This window comes from Lactobacillus sp. XV31L, from assembly GCF_059900865.1.
The window spans coordinates 21,779-41,958 of record NZ_JBWXGC010000001.1; the positions used below are offsets into that span (position 1 = coordinate 21,779).

A 20,180-nucleotide genomic window follows, 5' to 3' on the forward strand; every position below is an offset into this window, starting at 1 on the left:
ACGCAAACAAACTAAAAAGAGGGTACGCCCGCACACCGCTAGCGACCCCTCTTTTAAACAAGGTATCATTAATACTCGTCGTTCAGTTTTAACACTACGTGACGTAAGCACAGGCTAGCTATCTGGTTACCGCCTTATCTCGACGGTAACTATTTAACTCGTTGGCATCTCTGGATGTTTCCGGGCGATAGCATTTGTTCACGTAGGAGTCTCACCTAACAGTTTATTTGTTTATTTGTTTATTTAATTTACATTGTGAGTGTAATACACAATGCCAGGTCAAGTCAACCAATTTATTTATTTTTCTGGTGCAGGTTATGCTTAAAAAAGTAAACTAGGCCCCCAACAACTAGCACCAAAGCAAATGCAATGGGCAAAGCCAAGCGGCGCGGATGGGAAATTTGGGACCGCTCTTCATTGGAGAGGTCATACTTGTCTAACGAATATTGGTACTGCTGGTCAATTGTCGTTGCACATGCCCGAAAAACAAAGCGCAATCCCTTGTTAAATTCTTTTTTATCGCTTGAGCGCAGCTGGTCAGACTGTGCGCGGATGATGCTGCCGCGAATGTCAGCCGTAAAAGCGCCATGCAAGTCCTTGCTGCTATAAATCTGCACATTGCGCTTCTTATTTTTTGACCCCACCACAATAAAGACAGTCCGCTTGAACTTATTCAACCTTTTGGGAGTCAAATAATCAACCCGGTTGACAGTTTGAACAATAATCTGGGGCTGCTCTCTAGTTTGCATGTAACGGTCATTCTTGGCCAAGACCAACTTGCTGGTCTCACGCTCTAGCAAGTTGCTATTATCTTTTATATAGGGATTAGTAAAGGCCGTCATAGTGCAGAAAACCCCAACTAGGGCAATGAGTCCTGCTAGTTTAGTTTTCAGCTTCTTCCAACTTATGGGCCAACTCTTCCACGTATTCCCGGTCGATTTTAATTTGTTCATAAGTAACCCCACAATCTTTAAAAAGCGCACTTACCAGCGGACTGTCATGGTAATCAAAGTAATAATTGACCTTCTTAATTCCTGCCTGAGCCAGTGCCTTGGCACAATTATAACAGGGGAAGTGCGTTACGTAGATTTCTGTATGATCGGTTGAAACACCATTCTTGGCACACTGAATTAGTGAGTTCATTTCCGAGTGAATCGTCCGCACGCAGTGCCCATCTACCATTTGGTGACCCACATCATCACAGTGCGGGGCACCTGTGACTGATCCATTATAGCCTGTCCCGATAATCCGCTTGTCCTTGACTAAAACATTGCCGACCAAAGCACGATCACATGTTGAACGCTGGGCAATTACCAGCGCCTGCATCATAAAATATTGTTTCCAGGGAATTCGTTTACGCATTTTTACCTCTAAAGTAGTTCAGTCCGATTGCATCACGCACTTCAGCCAGGGTTTGACTAGCAACTGCATTGGCCTTCTTAGACCCCTCCTGCAGCATTTCGTAGACTTCATCTAGGTGCTGCTCATACTGGGCACGGCGCGCGCGAATTGGGGCTAGCTCATCTTCCATTACCTTGTTTAAATAGCGTTTAAGTTTAACATCGCCCAGGCCGCCTTTTTGGTATTCTTCCTTCAATTCTGCTACTTTATTCTTATCAGGAGCAAAGATATCAAGGTAGGTAAATACCGTATTGCCCTCTACCTTGCCGGGATCTTCAATGTGAATATGGTCTGGATCAGTGTACATCGACATAATCTTGGTCTTGAGGGTTGGCGCATCGTCTGCCAAGTAGATGGCGTTATCCAAAGACTTAGACATCTTGGCATTGCCATCAAGGCCTGGCAAGCGGCCCTGACCATGACTTGGAAAGTAGCCTTCAGGCTCAACTAACACGTCACACTTGTAAACCCGGTTGAAGGTTCGAACAATTTCACGGGTTTGTTCAAGCATTGGTTCTTGGTCATCCCCCACTGGCACTAAGCTTGCCTTAAAGGCCGTAATGTCAGCAGCTTGGGAAACCGGATAATTCAAAAAGCCGATTGGGATTGAATCTTTAAAACCTTTCTGCTTAATTTCTGTTTTAACGGTCGGGTTGCGTTCCAAACGACTGACTGTTACCAAGTCCATATAATAAGCTGTAAGTTCAAACAAAGCTGGAATCTGGGATTGGACAAAAATGGTTGAGAGCTTGGGGTCAATACCTACTGCCAAGTAGTCAAGTGCAACTTCTACCAGACTGTTTTTGATCTTTTCCGGATTGCGTGCATTGTCTGTAAGTGCCTGGGTGTCAGCAATCATAATATATGGTTGGTAGTCACCAGAATTTTGCAGCTTTACCCGATTTTTCAAAGAACCAATGTAGTGGCCCACATGCAGCTTTCCTGTTGGTCGGTCGCCGGTCAGGATAATATTCTTGTTCATTGTACTTGCCTTCCTTGAAAATCAAAACCCGTTATTGTAATAATTATAGTCAATTCTACCAAAAATTAAGCAATGATTAAACATGGAGGATAAAATGTGCAACCAATTTATGCTGCCCAACTTAGCAGAAATCAAAAAATACCTAGCCGCTGATTTACACTTGCCGCTGGTTGATTCTGCGCCCACGCTTGCCCAAAGCCGGTCTGTTTTTCCAAAAGATACAGCACCTGTTCTAGTTTATCAAGACCAGAAATTGCTTCTTGCATCTAAAGCTTGGGGCTACCCTAGTCCCTTCAACAATAAGTCTGTCATCTTCAACGCCCGGATTGAGCGTTTCTTTGAAAGCAAGCCTTCTATATGGAATGCCTCCTTTGCCCGCTCACGCTGCATTATTATTGCCAAGCAGTTCTTTGAAAGCGGCCAGCAAACATACCTAGCTGCTAACAACCGCCGCTTCCATGAGCGTTTCAGCTTTAGCAATGCGGACGCTCCCTTAACTCTCATTGCTGGCATCTACGAAGGCAACCACTTTGCAATGGCCACAACTGCGCCTAATAGGGCAATGGCGCCAGTACACGACCGGATGCCCTTAGTGCTGCAGCCTAGCGAACTACGCCGATGGCTGTTTCAGGACTTTTCCGCACTGGTTGACCGGAGCCAGATAGACTTGACCGTTAATCAGCTCCCCAATAGAAGCTAAAAGTAAAAATCAGTGCTTGGATTAACGCGTAAAACATGGTAAACTATTTCAGTAATGCGGGTATAGTTTAATGGTAGAACGTTAGCTTCCCAAGCTGAAGATGCGGGTTCGATTCACGCTATCCGCTTATACAAAAAAGACGATGACTAAGTCACCGTCTTTTTTATTGTTCAAGTTTTATGTCATAATCACTAGCAAAAGGCCATTGAGCACGGCCAAGTAGACTGGCATCCACATTGTTTGCGTGTAAAGGTAAGACCAGGCAAAAAGCGCTCCAAAGGCTGCATTAAGCACGAGTAAAAGGACTGACCCCTGCCAGTTCAGCAAGCTGAACATAGCGCCTGAAGCAACGATTCCCCAAAAGGCGGTTACCACCGTGTTGCGCCTAAAGGCATAATTAAACAAAAAACCTGTGGCTAGGAATTCTTGTAAAACCGGAAGAACAAGGCCGACTGCCAGCACTAAAAACCAGTAATTGCTAGTGGATTCATGCTGCAAGTAGGCAATTTGGAAACCATATGGCTTAAGCCTGCTATAAGACTCAAGCCATGAAACAGTTATCCGCAAAGCTGTTACCACCACAGTCAGCCCAACAATCGTGCCAAAGTAATTGATCCACGATCCCGAAAAATTGCGGTCAAAAAAGCGCTGCTCGCGGTTGAAACGAAAAACATAAAACAATACAACCATCAAAGAAATAGTTATAAATAAAATTATGTCCCAAACGTGAACCGGTGAATTTTTAACGGCAAGTTCATACGCTCCAATAGCCATCAAATATCCAATAATATAAAAAACGTAGCGAATTAAGTTGCCATCTCTTGATGCCGGTGTGTTCACAAAATTACCTCGATCTTTTTTCGTGCCTTACAAGTTCCATATTATAGCAAAAAAAGGCAGCTTAAAAAAGATAGCTTGTCAAGCACAGGATAATTTTCTAGTCCACTTCGATATGGTTGATATCTTCCAAAGCAATTGCTTGCCCTGCAATGATAATTCCGTCCTCACTGTAACCGTCAACAAAGCCGGCCAGGTCGGCAGGCAAATGATCGTCGCTATCTACAACCTTTACTTGCACATGGACTAGCCGGTGGTTGCTGTATGCCTTCAGAAGCTGCAGGCTCACCTCTTCTGGGCTCATAGTTGCTTTAGCGGGGTAGCAGGCATTGTGCTGCTTTTCATCCTTACTAATGGCCACAGTATGGTCACTCAAGAAGAAGCCCATCCACTTCTTCATCTTCCGGTCCTGATAATTTTTAAAAAAGTTCTGCACCACTTGGTCAAAGTCACTCATAAGCATTACCGCCATTGTGACCGCCAACCAAGTTGCTGCGGCGGATGGCAGTTGCACCTTCAAGCAGGCTGGAGGCCTTGACTAGACTAGTGAAGCCATATTTACGCCTGATTTTATCGATCGTCAGGTCAATCTTGCGCTGCTTAACCTGGGCTGCAGGCTGAACAAAAAAGGTCAATTGCTGGAAGTCATCAGGCACCAAGTAGCTGCAGTTGACTCCTAGTGTACGCACAGCTTCGCCATGCCAGTTCTTGCGGAAGAGAGCCAGAATTTCTTCTACTAGCAGGTCATTATTGTTGGTCGGGGAAATTCGCCTTTGAACACTGAAACCCTTGCGTTCGCCATCCTGCTTGTACTTAGAAAAGCCTACAGAGAGACTAACGCAACCAGCCTGCACTTTGTGGGCCCTAATCCTTGCTGCCACTTGTTCGCCAATCTCGCGCAAGACCAGCTCAATTTCACGCTGGACAGTGTAGTCCTTAGTTAATATTTGGGCATTACCATAATTTTTCATTTGGGGATAAAACTTTTCACTAATGATGCTGCGATCAACACCCCAGCTTGTCGCAAACAGCTGCTCGCCAATTACACCAAATTCTTTTTGTAAAAGGGTGGGATCGGTATGTGCTAACTGGTACATATTGTTAATGCCTAGGCGGCGCAGCCGACGTGCCGTTTGCTTGCCAATGCCCCAGACATCTTCCAAGTTGGGTATGCGCCAAATTGTGTCTGGAACATCGATATAGTGCCAATAAGCAATCATCGACCGGCGGTGTTTAGCAGAATTATCCATTGCCAACTTGGCCAAGAGCGGATTTTCACCAATTCCGCAGGTCGTATACAAACCAAGCTTAGTCTTGATTTCCACCTGAATCCTGCGTGCTACTAGGTAAGGATCCTTGCCAAATAAGTGCCAAGACTTGGTCATATCAATCATTGACTCATCAATTGAATAAACGTGAATATCTTCTTCAGCTGCATACTGGCGAAAAATTTGCAGGATCTGCATGCTACGTCTGATGTACAGGTTCATGTGCGGCTCAACTAGGATTAAATCCGGTGCATCGTGCTTTGAAGGCAGGTCTCGCACGCGCATCACATTGGTTAAGCCATACTTTTGCTTGGCTAGAGGGGAAGCGGCCATAATCAGCCCCGATCCATTCTTGGAGTTGGGTTGGTGCGAAACAACTGCAAGCACTGCCTTCATTGGATTGAGCCCAAGTCTGAGTGCTTCGCAGCTAGCAAAGAATGACTTATTATCAATCATAAAAATCACCCGATGCGGTTCATACCGATAATCATACATTGCCGTCACTTCCTATTTGCAAACATTCGTTCGATAACTTCTATTATACAAACGCACGTTCGAATAAGCAAGGGGGATTTTAGTCTAGCGCAATAATTGTAACGGAATATTCCCCTGCTGGCGCCTGGACGGTAACGGTTGCACCGACCGGTTTTTTCATAATCGCCTGTCCCAATGGTGAATCAAAGGCAATTAAGCCATCATCGACGTTGGCTTCCATGCGACCAACGATTCGATACTTTCTAGCTTTTTCATCATCTGCAAATTTTATCGTCACTGTTTGACCAAGATCAACTCGGCCATCCACCTTTTTTTCAACTACTTGTGCATATTTGAGCTGCTTGTCAAGGTAGCGCAAGCGACTTTGCAGGTGCCCCAGATCCCGCTTAGCTTCTGTATACTCGGTATTTTCTGACAAGTCGCCCAAAGATCGCGCTTCCTGCAGTATTTTAATGCGGCGTGGCCGGTCCTTTTTAAGACGCGTAATTTCATCTTTAATTTTTTGGTAGCCTTCTGGCGTCATTTTTTGATAGTAAACCATTTCGTCTCCTTCTTAGCCTTGCTCAAGTTATCCACAAGATAAAAAGCCGTCATAACAACATTTGTCTTTAAAAATTAGCACTTCAAAATAAATAGTGCTAATTATTTTGTTTTTGCTAATCTGCATTCTATAATAATTAGTGTAAAGAAAAAATGAAAGTCTTCTCGAACAAATTATCTTAATTGAAAGGAAGTTTTTACTATGGCAAATGAAATGATGAATCACCGCGATGACTTATTCGATGCAATGAACGATTGGTTTGATCTTCCACGCAAGTTTTTTGACAATAATGAAGTGGCTAAGCTAATGCAGGCAGACGTCATTGAAAATGACCACCAATATCTTATCAAAGTTGACATGCCCGGTATGGATAAGGACAAGATCAATCTAAGTTACAATGATGGCATTCTAAGTATTTCTGGCTCAAGGCAATCCACCAAGGACTTATCCAAGGATGGCAGCCTTATCCACCGTGAAAGAAGCCAAGGACACATTTCCCGCAGCTTCAGATTGCCAAATGTAGTTGCAAGTGACATCCATGCAAAGTATGATAATGGTGTATTGACTATTACCCTGCCAAAGCAAAGAGCTGGTGAGGGTGATAATTCAATTCAAATTGATTAGCTTATTGTCATTTTGCAAGAAGTTCTAGATAAGTTGCCAATACAAATAATTCTCTAAAACGAGTTCAGGAGTTGAACTCGTTTTCTTTTTAGCATAAAATATACAGTAATTTAAAATTAAATTAAAAAAGGAGATTATTTATGGGACATAAAGTTACCATCCAAGAGTTGGAAAAGTTTGCTGAAAATTTTAACGCCAACCCCAAAAATCAAGTTGTTGCCCGTGCTGCCCAAAAGAGTGGCGTCCAAGCGGCTGCTTATAATGAACGCGTTCAAGGTGAATTAACACGTGTTTTCTCAACTGAACTAGACACTGAAAACGTTACTAACCAGCTGCAATCCGGTCGCTGCTGGGAATTTGCTACGCTCAATATCCTGCGTCACAACTTTGGTCAAAAATACCACGTAAAGAACTTCACCTTCTCCCAGAGTTACAACTTTTTCTGGGATAAAATTGAACGGGCCAATATCTTCTATGACAGCATCTTAGACACAGCTGATCAGCCACTGGACTCCCGTACTGTTAAAGCACACCTAGAAGGAGCCGGCGAAGACGGTGGTCAATTTCACATGGCTGCTGCCCTTGTGGCCAAGTATGGCGTTGTTCCTTCATATGCTATGCCCGAAAGTGCCAACACTAACAACACCCATGCCTTTGCCAAGACTTTAGGGGACAAGTTGCGCAAGGATGCCCTTGTTCTGCGCAAGTTAAAGCAAGACGGTGCAGATGACAAGATTAAGCAAGCGCGCGAACAATTTTTAAGTGAGGTCTACCAGATGACCGCTATTGCAGTTGGTGAACCACCCAAGAAGTTTGACTTAGAATACCGCGATGACGACAAAAACTATCACTTGGACAAGGATTTGACCCCGCTAGAATTCTTGCACAAATACATGGGCGACGTTGACTTTGACGACTATGTTGTCTTAACTAATGCACCTGACCATGAATATGGCAAACTATATGGTCTGCCATTTGAAGACAATGTGGAAGGTTCCTACCGAATCAAGTTTCTCAATGTACCAATGGAATATCTTGAATCGGCAGCGATTAGCCAATTAAAAGATGGTGAAGCTGTTTGGTTTGGCAATGAAGTCGGGGCCCAGAGTGACCGCCAGAAGGGTTACCTCAACAGCAGTCTGTACAAGTATAATGACTTGTACGGTGTTGACCTGACCATGTCTAAGGCTGACCGCTTGCGCACAGGTGCGGGCGCTTCAACCCACGCAATGACCATCGTTGGCGTTGACGAGGATCAGGGCCACATTCGCCAGTGGAAAGTAGAAAATTCTTGGGGCGAAAAGAACGGCGACAAGGGCTACTTTGTTATGAACAATGACTGGTTCAAGGACTATACTTATGAGGTTGTTGTCCACAAGAAGTACTTAACGCCTGAACAAGTGGCCTTGGCTGAAGGACCAATTACGGACCTGCCTGCTTGGGATTCACTAGCCTAACATTAACTTAAAAGCAAAAAAAGACGAGATTCATGATGAATCTCGTCTTTTTTACTTGGTCCGCATAAGCAGCTCGTCAAACTTACGGAAAAACAGGTCCTTGTCGGCCTTGCTTACCAAGGTGATTTCTCGTCCTTGTGGATCATCAACCAACCGGCCAGCTGCTGGTCCAGAAGTAACCACCTTAACCTTGTGCTTTTCGACCGTCTTAACTACTTCTGGATAAAGAGCATTGATGGTGGTCAAAACATCCCAAAAATACAGCAAGGCCGACTGCACAGGCGGCGTGACTAAGAGACTGTATCCTTGGCCAACCAAATCAACAGCCGGATACTTACGCAGGCTAGCCCAGTGCTTTCTGACTTCATCAGTCAGCGGCAATTCTTCGCTGCTTTCAAGCCCTACAACTTGCATCGGAATGCTTGAGTCAAAGACTCGTGCAACCGCCTCAGGATCCCAGAAGGCATTCCATTCTTGACTGCCATCTGCATTGACCTGCACCACATTGCCGTGACCATCAAGCGAGCCGCCCATCCAATACAAACACTCAATATTTTCGCTGATAGTTGGATCTGCATCTAGAGCCCGTGCCAAGTCAGTTAAAGGACCAGTCATAACCAAGGTGACTGGACTATCTGCCGCTTTAATCTTGGCAACCATGTCCAGGTGGGCAGGCTTTTGAGCTTTTTTAGTAACCATCTTGCCCGTCTCATTCAGCATCGGCAAGTAGTTGAAGGAATAAGACCCTGTCCGCCATGCTTCTGGGAACTGGTTAACCGCGCGTGAAGTTGAGCGCGCAATCGCTAAATTATCACCGCGCAGGTTAAACAAGTCCGTCATCTTCCGGCAAACTTCAATCGCTGGGTCAACGTACCCATCGGCATCAATTGCACTGACGCCTATCAGCTTAATGTCTGGCGCCTGCAGCAAGAGCAAATATGACACTAGGTCATCGATATTGCCATCATGGTTAAAATAAATTTTTTTCATTAGTTTCTCCTACTTAGACTTGATGTAATTTTGCCCATCAGCTGCGGGCGCAACCGACTTGCCGAAGAACAAGACCAATATCACAATGGTAAGAACATATGGTGCAATTTGCATGTAAACAGCTGGGATATGGTTGAAAAATGGCAATTGGTTGCCAATAATGCTGAGACTTTGGGCAAAACCAAAGAACAACGAGGCTAGCATCGCACCAAGCGGATTCCACTTGCCAAAGATCATTGCTGCCAAAGCCATGAATCCTTGGCCTGCAATCGTAGAAACAGAAAAGTTGCCTGAAATTGCCTCGGCAAAGAAAGCTCCGCCGACGCCGCCTAAAAAGCCAGAAATCAGCACGCCAGCATAGCGCATGCCGTAAACATTAACCCCCATCGTGTCAGCTGCTTGCGGGTTTTCCCCGCAAGAACGCAGCCGCAAGCCAAAACGAGTCTTGTACAATATCCACCATAAGATAAGCGCCAGGATGATTGCCACCCAGGCTGGAGCTGACGTGTCCTTAAAGAAGATTGGCCCAATAATGGGGATATCGGCTAAGCCCGGAAAGCTGAAGTAGCCAAAGCTCTGCGCAATATTTTCCGTTTGCCCCTTATCATAAATTGCCTTTACCAAGAACACGCCTAACGGAGGAGCCATCAAGTTCAAGACTGTCCCGCTGATAATGTGGTCGGCATGAAAGTTGATTGTCGCAACCGCGTGCAAAAGAGAAAAGAGCACGCCGGTAAGGCCGCCAATAATCACGCCCAGCCAAGGCGTTAGAGTGCCAAAAGTTGGTGCAAAGGTCAGGTTGAAAACAATCGACGCAAAGGCCCCCATTGTCATAATTCCTTCTAAACCAATGTTGGTAATCCCTGAATTTTCACTGTAAACCCCGCCTAGAGCAGTAAAAATCAAGGGCGTTGAATACACAAAGGTTGAGGATACCAATAAAGGTAAGATTGTCATTAAGTTCATTAGCCTTGTCCTCCTTCACTAGTTTGCGCTTTTGTGGTTGTCGCTTTTCTACTGTCGCCTGCAGAGCTTGGGGCAGCTGGCTTCTTTTTAAATAGCCGTTCAATCACATACTGGATTGCCACAAAGAAGATGATTGCAGCAATCACAATTGACACAATCTCATATGGAATACCGGCAATTGTCTGCATACCCAAGCCACCGATTTTTAAAATTGAAAACAAAATTGCTGCAAGCAGAATTCCTAGAGCAGTGCCACCACCCAAAAGGGCAACTGACAAGCCGTCCCAACCGATGTCAAGACTGGTAGTCTGAGTAAAGTAGTTCTGGTAGGTACCCAGGCCTTGGACAACGCCACCAAGACCTGCAAAGCCGCCAGATAACAGCATAGAAATCATGATGTTCTTCTTAGTCGACATGCCCGCATAACGACTAGCAAAAGGGTTGGCTCCAACAGCTTCAATTTCAAAGCCTGTCGTCGTCTTTTTCATTAGGTACCAGTAAAAGAAAACTGCTACGATCGCAATGAAGATACCGGCATTGATCCGGGAATCGCCAAACATCGTGCTTAGCCATGGAATCTTCAAGCTGCCATTAGCACTAATCGTCTTGGTCGTATCAATATCCAAACGAAGCTTGGCCGGCATTATTTGTTGGGTCAAGTACTGGCATGCATACAACACAATATAGTTGATCATAATTGTTGTGATTACTTCGTTAGTGCCAAATTGTGCCCGCAACCAACCGGCAATACCAGCAACAATTGCACCAGTTAAAACACCAGCAACAATTGCAAGCGGCAATAAAAGCACCTTGGACATGCTCGGGTTGGCTAGTACCACCCAAATCGATGCCAGCCAGCCAGCTTGCGCTTGACCAGGCAAGCCAATATTGAAAAAGCCTGCACTGGAAGCAATAGCAAAACCAATGGCAGTAAAGATTAGGGGCGTGGCCTCACGGATGGTTTCCCCAATTCCGTTCATGTTGCCCAAGGCACTTGTAAACATCGAGCTGTATGCATCAATTGGGTCATAATTCCACACCAGCATAATCAGGGCACCAACCAAAAAACCGGCCAGAATTGAGATTAGTGGTACTACAACTTTTTTCATTTTGGGGGTCACTTTAAGCAAGGGTTGTTCCTTCTTTCTTGAAACCGGTCATTAACAGACCTAATTCCTCATCACTAGTTTCTTCTGGTTTCACTTCACCAGAAATGTCGCCGTCATGAAGGACGATGATCCTGTCTGACAGTTGCATGATCTCATCTAGTTCATAAGAAACAAGCAAAAGCGCCTTACCCTTGGCGCGTTCAAGCAAAAGCTGCTTGTGAATGTATTCAATCGCACCAACATCAAGCCCCCGAGTTGGCTGAAAGGCAATGATCAAGTCACTATCACGGCTTAGTTCACGCGCAATAATCACTTTTTGCTCGTTTCCTCCGGACAGGTCGCTAACGGGTACGCTGCTTCCTGTTGTCCGAATGTCAAACTTGTTAATAAGGTCATCAGCATACTGGTTAATGACATTATGTTTCATTACATTGTGCTTGGAAAAAGGGACCTTGTAGTAGGTCTGCAAGTTGAGGTTAGCGGCAACCGAAAATGGCAAAATCAAGCCATACTTCTGTCGGTCTGCTGGGATATGGGCAACGCCTTTTTCCGTAATCTTGCGCACAGTCTGGTTGGTCATGTCCTGGTCGTCAATAATGACGTGGCCTGAATCAATGTGCTGCAAGCCAGTCAAAGCACGGACAAGTTCATCTTGACCGTTGCCATCAATTCCAGCTACACCCAGAATCTCGCCAGCGCGCAGGTTAAAAGACAACCCTTTAAGCGCTCGAACGCCCTGGTCGTTTTTGACTTGCAGCTGATCAACCTTGAGCATGGTCTTGCCAAGCTTAGCAGCTGATTTGTTCAGCTGCATGTTAACATGGCGCCCCACCATCAATTCAGCCAAGCGGTTGTCAGTAACCTGGTCCACGTCAAAGGTCCCAACACTCTTACCAGCGCGAATAACAGTCACTTGATCAGCAGTTTGCTTAATTTCTTCTAGCTTATGCGTGATCAGGATAATGGACTTGCCTTCAAGTGCCAGCCCCTTCAAGATCTCAATGAACTCCGTGATTTCTTGTGGCGTCAAAACGGCAGTCGGTTCATCAAAAATCATAATATCGGCGCCGCGGTAGAGGATCTTGAGGATCTCTACTCGTTGCTGCTGAGCCACCGTGATTTCATTTACCTTTTTCAGCGGGTCTACGTTAAGGTTGTAGCGCTTAGACAGTGCTTCAATTTCCTGCTTAGCCTTCGTGAAATTCAACTTGGGGCCACTAACTGGCTCATGACCCAGAATAATGTTTTCCAAAACGGTAAAGGAATCCATCAGCATGAAGTGCTGGTGCACCATCCCAATTCCCAGATTTTTGGCAACAGTCGGGTTCTTCACCTCAACCTCTTGTCCATGCACCTTAATCTGCCCTGAAGTGGGCATGATTAACCCCGACAAAATACTCATTAAGGTTGACTTGCCGGCACCATTTTCACCGAGGAGCGCCAGAATTTCGCCCTTTTTCAATGTCAAATTAATGTCATCATTAGCTCTGAAGCCATTGAAGTCCTTGACGATATGGCGCATCTCGATTACATTTGTCGTCTCGTTCATTATTTGTTTTCCTCTGTAAAAGACTCTTTGCATCAGCATACAAAGAGTCTTTAAATCAATTCAATTACTATTGCTTAGTGGCTACTTAATTGCAACTTTAATTTTGCCTGCTAGTATCTGCTTGCGTGCATTTTGAACAGCTTTCCAAGCCTTGGCCGACAGGTTGCCCTTGGTGATTGAAACACCATCATCCTTTAAGGTATAGACCAAGTGCTTGCCGCCTGGGAACTTGCCCTTGGCAGCATCGTTAGCCAAAGACTCAGTTGCAACATTCAACCCCTTCAGCACTGAAGTCAGCGTAAAGTTGCTCTTCTTATTGTCTTGCGACTTGTAGTTGCCCAAGTGTTCTTGGTCTACATCAACTCCGATCACCCAGACTTTTTGACTAGCTGGGCGAGTTTGGTTGTATGCCTTGCCCTCCTGGAATACGCCACTACCGGCATTACCGGCAGCCTGATAAATAATATCTGCATGGTTAGCGTACATGGACTGGGCAATCGACTTAGCCTTGTCATTTGCAGTAAAGTTGCCGATATACTGGGTGCTGACCGTAATCTTCTTGTGCAGAGCTTTGGCTGCATCCTGCACGCCCTGCTTAAAGCCGGCCTCAAAGGTCGAGATAATAGCCGACTTAGCACCACCTATAAAGCCAACTTTGTTGGTTTTGGTGGTATAAGCTGCAGCTACACCGCCCAGGTATGACGACTCATTACTTTTGAAGGTAACGGACGCGACATTCTTTTGGCCTTTGATTACATCATCAATAATGACAAAATTCTTCTGCGGGTTCTTTTTAGCTGCCGCCTTAACCGAATCTGTCAGCATAAAGCCGACGCCAACAATCGTTTGGTAACCAGACTTAGCAGCTTGGTTAAAGTTAGGCGTATAGTCTGAGGCACTACTTGACTGAAAGTACTGGTAGCCCTTGCCCTGCTTCATATTGTGTTCTTTGCCAAATTGCTTGAACCCATCCCAAGCTGATTGGTTAAAAGACTGGTCGTTAACGCCGTTAGAATCAGTAATCAATGCAATGCTATGTTTCATGCTTTGCCCACCGCTTGTGCCCTGTTTCTTACCCGAACAAGCGCTTAGCAGCATGCTTAGTGAGGCAACTACAGCTCCTAGTGACAACAATCTCGTTAGCTTCTTACTCATAATTGATAAATCCTCCAAAAATAACGAACTTTTCACTAGTAACTTTAGTATAAGATACGTTTAATTTCAAGGATTATTTCATATTATTGAGTAATTTAGAGTGTAAATCGCTTTAAACCGAACTATTTGCTTGGATGAATTGGCACTTTAATCTTGCCGTTAATAATGTCTTGGCGAGCTGCACGAGCGTAATTCCAAGCTTTAGCACTAATTTTACCTCGCTTGATGGAGACACCGTCTGTCTTTAGTCCATATACTAAGTTTTGCCCGCCTGGGAACTTGCCCTTGTAAGCCCGGTCAGAGATATCCCTAGTTGCAATGTTAACACCGGTAATAACTGAGGTCATCACAAAGTTGTCTTTTTTGCCATCCTTAGTCTTGTAGTTGCCCAAGTATGATTGATCGGAATCAACACCGATTGCCCAAACTTTCTTGTTTGCTGGACGGTCTTGGTTAATGGCCTTGGCCTCTTGGAACAGTCCGTTGCCCGCTGAACCTGAAGCATGGAAGATGATGTCTGCCTTTTTGGCATACATGGATCGAGCAATAGCCTTTTCCTTGTCAGCACTCTTGAAGTCGCCCACATACTGGTTAAGCAGCGTAATCTTCTTGCCTAATTTTTTAGCTTGGTCATGAACGCCTAAGGTAAAGCCAGAATCAAAGAGGTCAATGATGTCACCGTGCGCTCCGCCGATGAAACCAATTGTGTTAGTCTTGGTTTCTGTTGCTGCAACCACACCAGCTAGATAGGAAGCTTGTTCACTTCTAAAGTTAGCAGAAGCAACGTTCTTCTGGTCTTTGATTACTTCATCAACAATAACGAAGTTCTTCTTGGGATACTTCTTAGCAGCGGCACTAACGGCATCCTTTAAGCTGTAGCCAATACCAAAAATGGTCTGATAACCGGCCTTGCTGGCCTGGTCAAAGTTTGGTTCAAAGTCAGCAGCACCGCTAGATTGGAAGTACTGGTAACCGTTTTTGCCGCGGCTCAAGTCATGTTCCTTGCCATATTCTTTGAATCCTTGCCAAGCGGACTGGTTGAACGAGTTATCGTTGACACCAGCTGTATCTGTAATTAAGGCAATTGAGTGCTTCGCACTATCGCTTGAATTACCGCTGCCGCCTTGCTTTCTTCCCGAACATCCGGCAAGAACAACGCTAGCTGAAAGAGTTAGTGTAGTTATTGCAAAAAACTTTTTTATTTTACTTTCCATTCTGTGGACCTCCTAAAGATATTTGCAATTGATAAGATAACAATATTTAGTGGTGTTGTCAAAACCATACCACAAGATAAAGTGTTGATATGACAATGTTTTGTTTTTTGCGCATATAGCACGAACGACTGAAACCACAATATTTTTGCATATAGCAAGAAAAATTTTCAAATTTTTATTTTTATGTGGGCACTCTAGCTCAACAAATTACTTCTTTAGTGCCCTCACATCTTATAAGTTAGTAACTCTAATAAAAACTGCACTAGTTTGCCTAAACTAGTGCAGAAAGTTGAAATCTAACCAAGTGCTAGATCTTATTATAAGTTGCAGACAAGAATCTTTTCGACCAGCAAGAAGATCAGCTAAACATTCCATTCCTGCATAAATTCATCTACAAAGGCGCGCATAAATTGCGTTCGCTCGTGTGCGATGCTTGCGCCACCAGCAGTATTCATTAACCCCTCAAGTTGAAAGAGCTTTTCATAGAAGTGGTTAATCGTTGTTTCTGTGTGCTTTCTATACTGGCTGTGACTGACTAATTTTTGCGGCTTAATGCGTGGATCGTAAATCACATTGCCATGAGCGCCTCCAAAAGTGAAAGCCCGGGCAATTCCAATTGCCCCCAAACTTTCAATGCGGTCTGCATCTTGAACATACTGACCTGATACGGGCAATTGGTAGTGGTGTTCAATATTTTGCGAAAAAGACATGTGTTGGATTGTGAACAAGATGTCCTTAGTTTCTAACTCGGTAAAGCCAGCCTGGGGCAAGAGCTTCGTAATCTGCACTAAAACCTTTTCTGGGTCTGCACATATCTTTTCATCAATCGTATCATGCAGGTAGCCTGCGGCCTGGATAATCGCGCACATGCGGCTGTCAGCGGCTGCTTGCGGGTTGTCATGCAAGTACATGCTTGTAGCCAGGTGTGCGACCCGCTGACCGTGGTAGAAGTCATGTCCTGTTTTTTCATTGTTGAGCTCTTCTTTGACAAAATTAATTATTTTGCTTAAATCCAAACTAATCTTCCTTTCACTTTTCACTGAATGCACCAGATGAATCTCAGTTAAAAATGCGACTGAGCTTTCTAGCAGCCACTTGCTACTTATCTTAATGGGGATCAAGTACACAAAATATGTTTCTTACTTAATGGTTTCATCATACACCAATTGCCCGAAGTGCAATATCTTTTTAAATATAAATTTCGGGCAGTGAGAAACCTTTCCCTTTATTCTTGATTTACGCTATATTATCTATGAAAGAGAGGTTTAATATGCAGATTAAGAAAAAATTTGTCAAAATCATCACTGGTCTTATATCAGTAATTGCCTTAACTTCAGTCATGCCTAGCACTGGAACTTACGTAGTCCAAGCAAAACACCTAACTAGTTCGCAAATCAAGATGCAGCGGGCCAAGTCAAAGTACGATGTGCCTAAAGTCAAAAAATTTACTAGAAGCATTTTAAACAAATACTTTTTAGAAGGCTGCCGGTGGGCCAAAATCAAAATAACTTATAATGACCAAGCTTTGAGCAGCCGGGACCAAGAAATAACCGAGGGTGCCATCAAGCAAATTAACCGCCTGCGCATCGTCAAGCTAATCAAGACTAAGAAAAAAGCCAATATCAGCATTAAAAGCAGCGGCCAGCATTTAGATGACGGCGGCGAAATGCTGGGGTCTGCTCAGCCAAGAATCAGAAATATTAAAAAATACAAGGGACTGTTTAAGATAATAGAGCAGCCACCTGCAAAAATTATTTTATATACCAAAACAATTAGGGAAACCCTGGCCACTAATGAAAACTATGAATTGGCACTTAACAACACAGTTCTGCATGAAATGGGTCACATTCTTGGTGTCGGCCACATGGGCATAGTGCTTAAGGAAAGACGGTATACAGAGGGCAAGCAGAAGATTAAAGAGATAGAATATCAGCCTGGAACAAGGTACAGTAATGAAATTATGTCACCGGTAGCAAGCACTAATATTAAGACTAAAGATGGATTGCACACAGTTCTTGACCAGGACTATATAAAATCACTGGCTATCCTTTACCAAAATTAGTGTCCGCGCCAAAAGATAATACAAAATACCTGGTTAACTGTCAGAGAAGCAATAAAAGTAAAATCCAAAAGTGACAGAAGCGTTTTAATAACTAACGGATTTAAAAAATCGTGTTCTTGCATACAAAAAAGCAGTTATAAACAATGCTACCACAAGCGTTTGCCTATTCCTAAAAACATTTTCGGAACATCGTTTGTTTTATGTTCCGTTGCGTGTTCTTTATTAGCCTTGATTATTCTTTACTTATCCACTGCAAAGCCTGATAAGATAAAGTTAACAATACTTAGTACATCCAATTTAAGCCACTTCCCAGATTTGAACTGGGGACCTCCTCCTTACCACGGCGGTGCTCTACCTCCTGAGCTAAAGTGGCAAATCTATTTTATCAAAAAAGCACCCATAGTGATATGATGTGAACACCAAAATCAGGACAGTTCCGGGATCGTATCAATAATGGGTGCTTTTTAAATGCTTATTGGGCAGCATTTGCCCGGTAAGGCACGGCTCACAACTGATTGCATATCACCAGCAATTTAACTTGTATCAAAGCGCATCATGACCACAGCATCTGCACCTTGGTCGTAGGCTGCGGCACGCATTCGATCGATGGCTTTTTCGCGGGCTTCTTCCATCATCTCGGTATAGCTATGAACTTCGCCCCTACTATTGACTTGAAACTAGCACCCATATCTTTAAACATGTTTTTGGATTGGGTTGTCAAGCCAAAAACTTCGCCAATTATTTCATAATCTTTACCTGGAATTTTCTCAGTGGTAGTAATTAAAAAACTGCTATCATTCATCAGTATGTCCTCCATTTGAAGTGTTTTGATTTTCAACCGGATATTTTTGTTAAATATAGATTATGAATATATTGTCTCACATTGTCAATCTAAATTATTTTTAATCTTTTTACCGAAAAAGTCCTGATCGATTGCGCTAATAATTGGGCTAGCAGCCAGGGTCGGCATCAAGTTAAGGTGAGCAAGGTCAGCCCGCCTGATCCACCTTGGTTCATAGACATTATCACTACTTGCTCGTTCTTTTTCCTCGCTGTGAATAGTGGGCGTTTGCGTCAAGTCGATTGCACTGCCAAAAATCACTTGACGCTCGCCTTCTTCATCAATTGTGCATAGCCTGTGCAAATTTGGACTGAGCAGTTTGATCATTAACTCCTCTTCAACTTCACGTATAGCCGTTTCAAGCGGCGTTTCACCTTTTTGGCTACCACCACCTGGAATAACCCAATAGTCTCGCTTATTTTTAATTCGGTGAATAAGCAGCACCATGTCTGTCTTCGGATTGTACATTACCACGCGTGCACGCATTTTCGTCCCTCTAGCTTTTTAAAAGGGCCCGACTTCTTTATGCCAGGTCCTTCCTTAGTATTAATCTTTAATGTTGACTAGTGTATATTTTCTCTTTCCTTTGCGCACAATAACATACTTGCCATCAAAGGCTGCATTCGGATTGACTTCAAACTCAACCGACTGCTGGCGATCACCATTTATGTAAATGGCCCCATTTTTAACGTCTTCGCGTGCTTGACGCTTAGAAGGCTCAATTTTGGTATCAACTAAAAAGTCCACAACATTCTTGCTGGAACTGTCCGCTGTAGCAGCAGGGGCTGTCTTAAGGGCTTGCCCAATCTGTTTGACCGTCAAGTCCTTAATGTTGCCCGAAAATAGCGCATCTGTGATCATTTCGGCTTCATGAAGGCCCTGTTCACCATGAACAAATTTAGTCACTTCTTTGGCTAGGGTCTTTTGTGCAGTCCGCTTCCATGGTTCTTCTTTGACCTGTTCTTCAAGCTCATCAATTTCGTCATGACTGAGAAAGGTAAAGTATTTGAGGTACTTGACTACGTCACGATCATCTTGGTTAATCCAGAATTGGTAAAACTCATAGGGACTCGTTTTTTCTGGGTCAAGCCAAACTGCGCCACCTGCTGACTTGCCAAACTTGGTGCCATCTGCCTTGAGCATTAGCGGGATGGTCAAGCCAAAGACTTGGCGGTCTGCTCCTGCCAACTTGTGGATTAGGTCAATTCCGGCCGTGATGTTGCCCCACTGATCACTGCCCCCGATCTGCATTTGCACGCCATGCTCCTTATTGAGCTGGTAGAAGTCGATTGCTTGCAAAATTTGATAGGTAAATTCCGTAAAAGAAATTCCGCTTTCTAGCCGACTAGCAACAACATCCTTGCTCAGCATGTTGTTAATCTGGAAGTGCTTGCCGTAGTCGCGCAAAAAGTCAATCAGACTGATTTGATCAAGCCATTCCGCATTGTTGACGATTTCAAAGTTTTCTGTGCCAAACAGCTTTTCCATCTGCCTGGTTAAAGCAAGTTCATTTTGGTGAAGTTGCTCTGCATCAAGGAGTACCCGCTCGGACTTGCGTCCGGATGGGTCACCAATAGACCCTGTCCCGCCACCAATCACAATCACAGGGTGGTAGCCTGCCAGCTGGAACCTTTTCAAGATCATGAAGGGGATTAGGTGCCCAATATGGAGGGAATCGCCTGTGGGGTCTGTCCCGCAGTACAGAGCCAAGTCATCATGGCTCTGTAAATACTTGATCAAGCCTTCTCCATCCGTTTGCTGGTTGATAGCACCACGCCACTTTAAGTCTTCTAAAATATCAAAATTTGCCATTTGCTTTCCTCCAACAAAAAAGTCCCCGGATTCAAATAGAATCCAGGGACGACTAAATCACTCTTCTTAGCCGTGGTACCACCCACGTTTACGCCTTAATGGCGCCTTAATAGTGGTCTTTATGGGAACCACCCCACTTGTATTTCACTAGCTTCGACCTGTCTAGCTCACACCAAC

Annotated in this window: 20 protein-coding genes, 2 tRNA genes, 1 pseudogene and 1 riboswitch; of the genes and pseudogenes, 5 read left to right on the forward strand and 18 right to left on the reverse strand. The window is 44.3% G+C overall.

All coding sequences use genetic code 11. From position 1 onward, the window contains the following. Positions 1 to 66: 66 nt before the first annotated feature. Positions 67 to 230: riboswitch (M-box (ykoK) riboswitch) on the reverse strand. A gap of 63 nt (positions 231 to 293) precedes the next feature. Genes AC2JF7_RS00095 through trpS form a run of 3 tightly spaced genes read right to left on the reverse strand, consistent with a single transcriptional unit; the run spans position 294 to position 2,383 of the window. Then, complete coding sequence (locus AC2JF7_RS00095; RefSeq protein WP_500725873.1) at positions 294 to 842, reverse strand: TPM domain-containing protein; 549 nt, start codon at positions 840 to 842, stop codon at positions 294 to 296. Between the two features lie 40 nt (positions 843 to 882). Beyond that, entirely contained in the window at positions 883 to 1,362 is a 480-nt protein-coding gene (locus AC2JF7_RS00100) for a deoxycytidylate deaminase (protein WP_500725875.1), read from the reverse strand. Further along, complete coding sequence (gene trpS, locus AC2JF7_RS00105) at positions 1,355 to 2,383, reverse strand: tryptophan--tRNA ligase (protein ID WP_500725878.1); 1,029 nt, start codon at positions 2,381 to 2,383, stop codon at positions 1,355 to 1,357. The genes AC2JF7_RS00100 and trpS overlap by 8 nt, the downstream gene beginning before the upstream one ends. A 94-nt stretch (positions 2,384 to 2,477) precedes the next feature. On the opposite strand from trpS, the gene AC2JF7_RS00110 reads away from it, so the two are divergent. Both AC2JF7_RS00110 and AC2JF7_RS00115 read left to right on the forward strand, forming a co-directional pair. Further along, on the forward strand, positions 2,478 to 3,083 hold the full coding sequence (locus AC2JF7_RS00110; protein WP_500725881.1) for an SOS response-associated peptidase family protein: 606 nt from the start codon (positions 2,478 to 2,480) through the stop codon (positions 3,081 to 3,083). Positions 3,084 to 3,139: 56 nt separating this feature from the next. After that, a tRNA-Gly gene (locus AC2JF7_RS00115) sits at positions 3,140 to 3,210 on the forward strand. A gap of 50 nt (positions 3,211 to 3,260) precedes the next feature. On the opposite strand, the gene AC2JF7_RS00120 is transcribed toward AC2JF7_RS00115, so the two are convergent. From AC2JF7_RS00120 to greA, 4 genes are all read right to left on the reverse strand, one after another. Continuing rightward, entirely contained in the window at positions 3,261 to 3,923 is a 663-nt protein-coding gene (locus AC2JF7_RS00120; protein WP_500725884.1) for a CPBP family intramembrane glutamic endopeptidase, read from the reverse strand. Positions 3,924 to 4,020: 97 nt separating this feature from the next. Then, a complete protein-coding gene (locus AC2JF7_RS00125; RefSeq protein WP_500725886.1) occupies positions 4,021 to 4,392 on the reverse strand; it encodes a hypothetical protein in 372 nt (123 codons plus the stop codon). Next, on the reverse strand, positions 4,370 to 5,683 hold the full coding sequence (locus AC2JF7_RS00130; RefSeq protein ID WP_500725888.1) for a Y-family DNA polymerase: 1,314 nt from the start codon (positions 5,681 to 5,683) through the stop codon (positions 4,370 to 4,372). Before AC2JF7_RS00130 ends, AC2JF7_RS00125 begins: the two co-directional genes overlap by 23 nt. 79 nt (positions 5,684 to 5,762) lie before the next feature. After that, the gene (gene greA / locus AC2JF7_RS00135; RefSeq protein ID WP_500725890.1) at positions 5,763 to 6,224 is read right to left on the reverse strand and encodes a transcription elongation factor GreA; all 462 of its coding nucleotides are present in this window, start codon (positions 6,222 to 6,224) and stop codon (positions 5,763 to 5,765) included. A 201-nt stretch (positions 6,225 to 6,425) separates the two neighbouring features. On the opposite strand from greA, the gene AC2JF7_RS00140 reads away from it, so the two are divergent. Both AC2JF7_RS00140 and AC2JF7_RS00145 read left to right on the forward strand, forming a co-directional pair. Beyond that, positions 6,426 to 6,848, forward strand: a complete 423-nt coding sequence (locus AC2JF7_RS00140) for an Hsp20/alpha crystallin family protein (RefSeq protein WP_500725892.1) — start codon at positions 6,426 to 6,428, stop codon at positions 6,846 to 6,848. A gap of 140 nt (positions 6,849 to 6,988) precedes the next feature. Then, complete coding sequence (locus AC2JF7_RS00145) at positions 6,989 to 8,305, forward strand: C1 family peptidase (protein WP_500725895.1); 1,317 nt, start codon at positions 6,989 to 6,991, stop codon at positions 8,303 to 8,305. Between the two features lie 51 nt (positions 8,306 to 8,356). Here the strand turns inward: AC2JF7_RS00145 and AC2JF7_RS00150 are convergent, their stop codons facing one another. The 7 genes from AC2JF7_RS00150 to AC2JF7_RS00180 all read right to left on the reverse strand — a co-directional run bounded on the left by AC2JF7_RS00150 (position 8,357) and on the right by AC2JF7_RS00180 (position 16,304). Next, on the reverse strand, positions 8,357 to 9,295 hold the full coding sequence (locus AC2JF7_RS00150; protein WP_500725898.1) for a nucleoside hydrolase: 939 nt from the start codon (positions 9,293 to 9,295) through the stop codon (positions 8,357 to 8,359). Between the two features lie 9 nt (positions 9,296 to 9,304). Further along, on the reverse strand, positions 9,305 to 10,261 hold the full coding sequence (locus AC2JF7_RS00155; RefSeq protein ID WP_500725901.1) for an ABC transporter permease: 957 nt from the start codon (positions 10,259 to 10,261) through the stop codon (positions 9,305 to 9,307). Further along, a complete protein-coding gene (locus tag AC2JF7_RS00160) occupies positions 10,261 to 11,370 on the reverse strand; it encodes an ABC transporter permease (protein WP_500725904.1) in 1,110 nt (369 codons plus the stop codon). Before AC2JF7_RS00160 ends, AC2JF7_RS00155 begins: the two co-directional genes overlap by 1 nt. A 13-nt stretch (positions 11,371 to 11,383) precedes the next feature. Then, entirely contained in the window at positions 11,384 to 12,919 is a 1,536-nt protein-coding gene (locus AC2JF7_RS00165; protein WP_500725906.1) for an ABC transporter ATP-binding protein, read from the reverse strand. 81 nt (positions 12,920 to 13,000) lie between these two features. Beyond that, positions 13,001 to 14,017: a BMP family lipoprotein gene (locus tag AC2JF7_RS00170; protein WP_500726366.1), complete on the reverse strand. Its 1,017-nt coding sequence runs from the start codon at positions 14,015 to 14,017 to the stop codon at positions 13,001 to 13,003. A gap of 179 nt (positions 14,018 to 14,196) precedes the next feature. Next, the gene (locus tag AC2JF7_RS00175) at positions 14,197 to 15,288 is read right to left on the reverse strand and encodes a BMP family lipoprotein (protein ID WP_500725908.1); all 1,092 of its coding nucleotides are present in this window, start codon (positions 15,286 to 15,288) and stop codon (positions 14,197 to 14,199) included. 362 nt (positions 15,289 to 15,650) lie between these two features. Then, positions 15,651 to 16,304 (reverse strand): HD domain-containing protein, encoded by a 654-nt coding sequence (locus AC2JF7_RS00180; RefSeq protein WP_500725910.1) that lies wholly within the window; start codon positions 16,302 to 16,304, stop codon positions 15,651 to 15,653. A gap of 236 nt (positions 16,305 to 16,540) precedes the next feature. Here AC2JF7_RS00180 and AC2JF7_RS00185 point away from each other — a divergent pair, with 236 nt between their 5' ends. Beyond that, complete coding sequence (locus AC2JF7_RS00185; protein ID WP_500725912.1) at positions 16,541 to 17,350, forward strand: metallopeptidase family protein; 810 nt, start codon at positions 16,541 to 16,543, stop codon at positions 17,348 to 17,350. A gap of 300 nt (positions 17,351 to 17,650) precedes the next feature. Here the strand turns inward: AC2JF7_RS00185 and AC2JF7_RS00190 are convergent. The 4 genes and pseudogenes from AC2JF7_RS00190 to tyrS form a co-directional block, all read right to left on the reverse strand. Next, positions 17,651 to 17,723 (reverse strand) — tRNA-Thr (locus AC2JF7_RS00190). A gap of 160 nt (positions 17,724 to 17,883) precedes the next feature. Continuing rightward, positions 17,884 to 18,152 (reverse strand): annotated as a pseudogene (locus AC2JF7_RS00195) (heavy metal-binding domain-containing protein). 84 nt (positions 18,153 to 18,236) lie between these two features. Beyond that, positions 18,237 to 18,677, reverse strand: coding sequence for an NUDIX domain-containing protein (locus AC2JF7_RS00200; RefSeq protein ID WP_500725914.1), 441 nt, complete (start codon positions 18,675 to 18,677; stop codon positions 18,237 to 18,239). Between the two features lie 60 nt (positions 18,678 to 18,737). Then, positions 18,738 to 20,003 carry a tyrosine--tRNA ligase gene (tyrS, locus tag AC2JF7_RS00205; protein ID WP_500725917.1) on the reverse strand — a complete coding sequence of 422 codons (1,266 nt, stop codon included), beginning with the start codon at positions 20,001 to 20,003 and terminating at the stop codon, positions 18,738 to 18,740. Positions 20,004 to 20,180 lie beyond the last annotated feature (177 nt).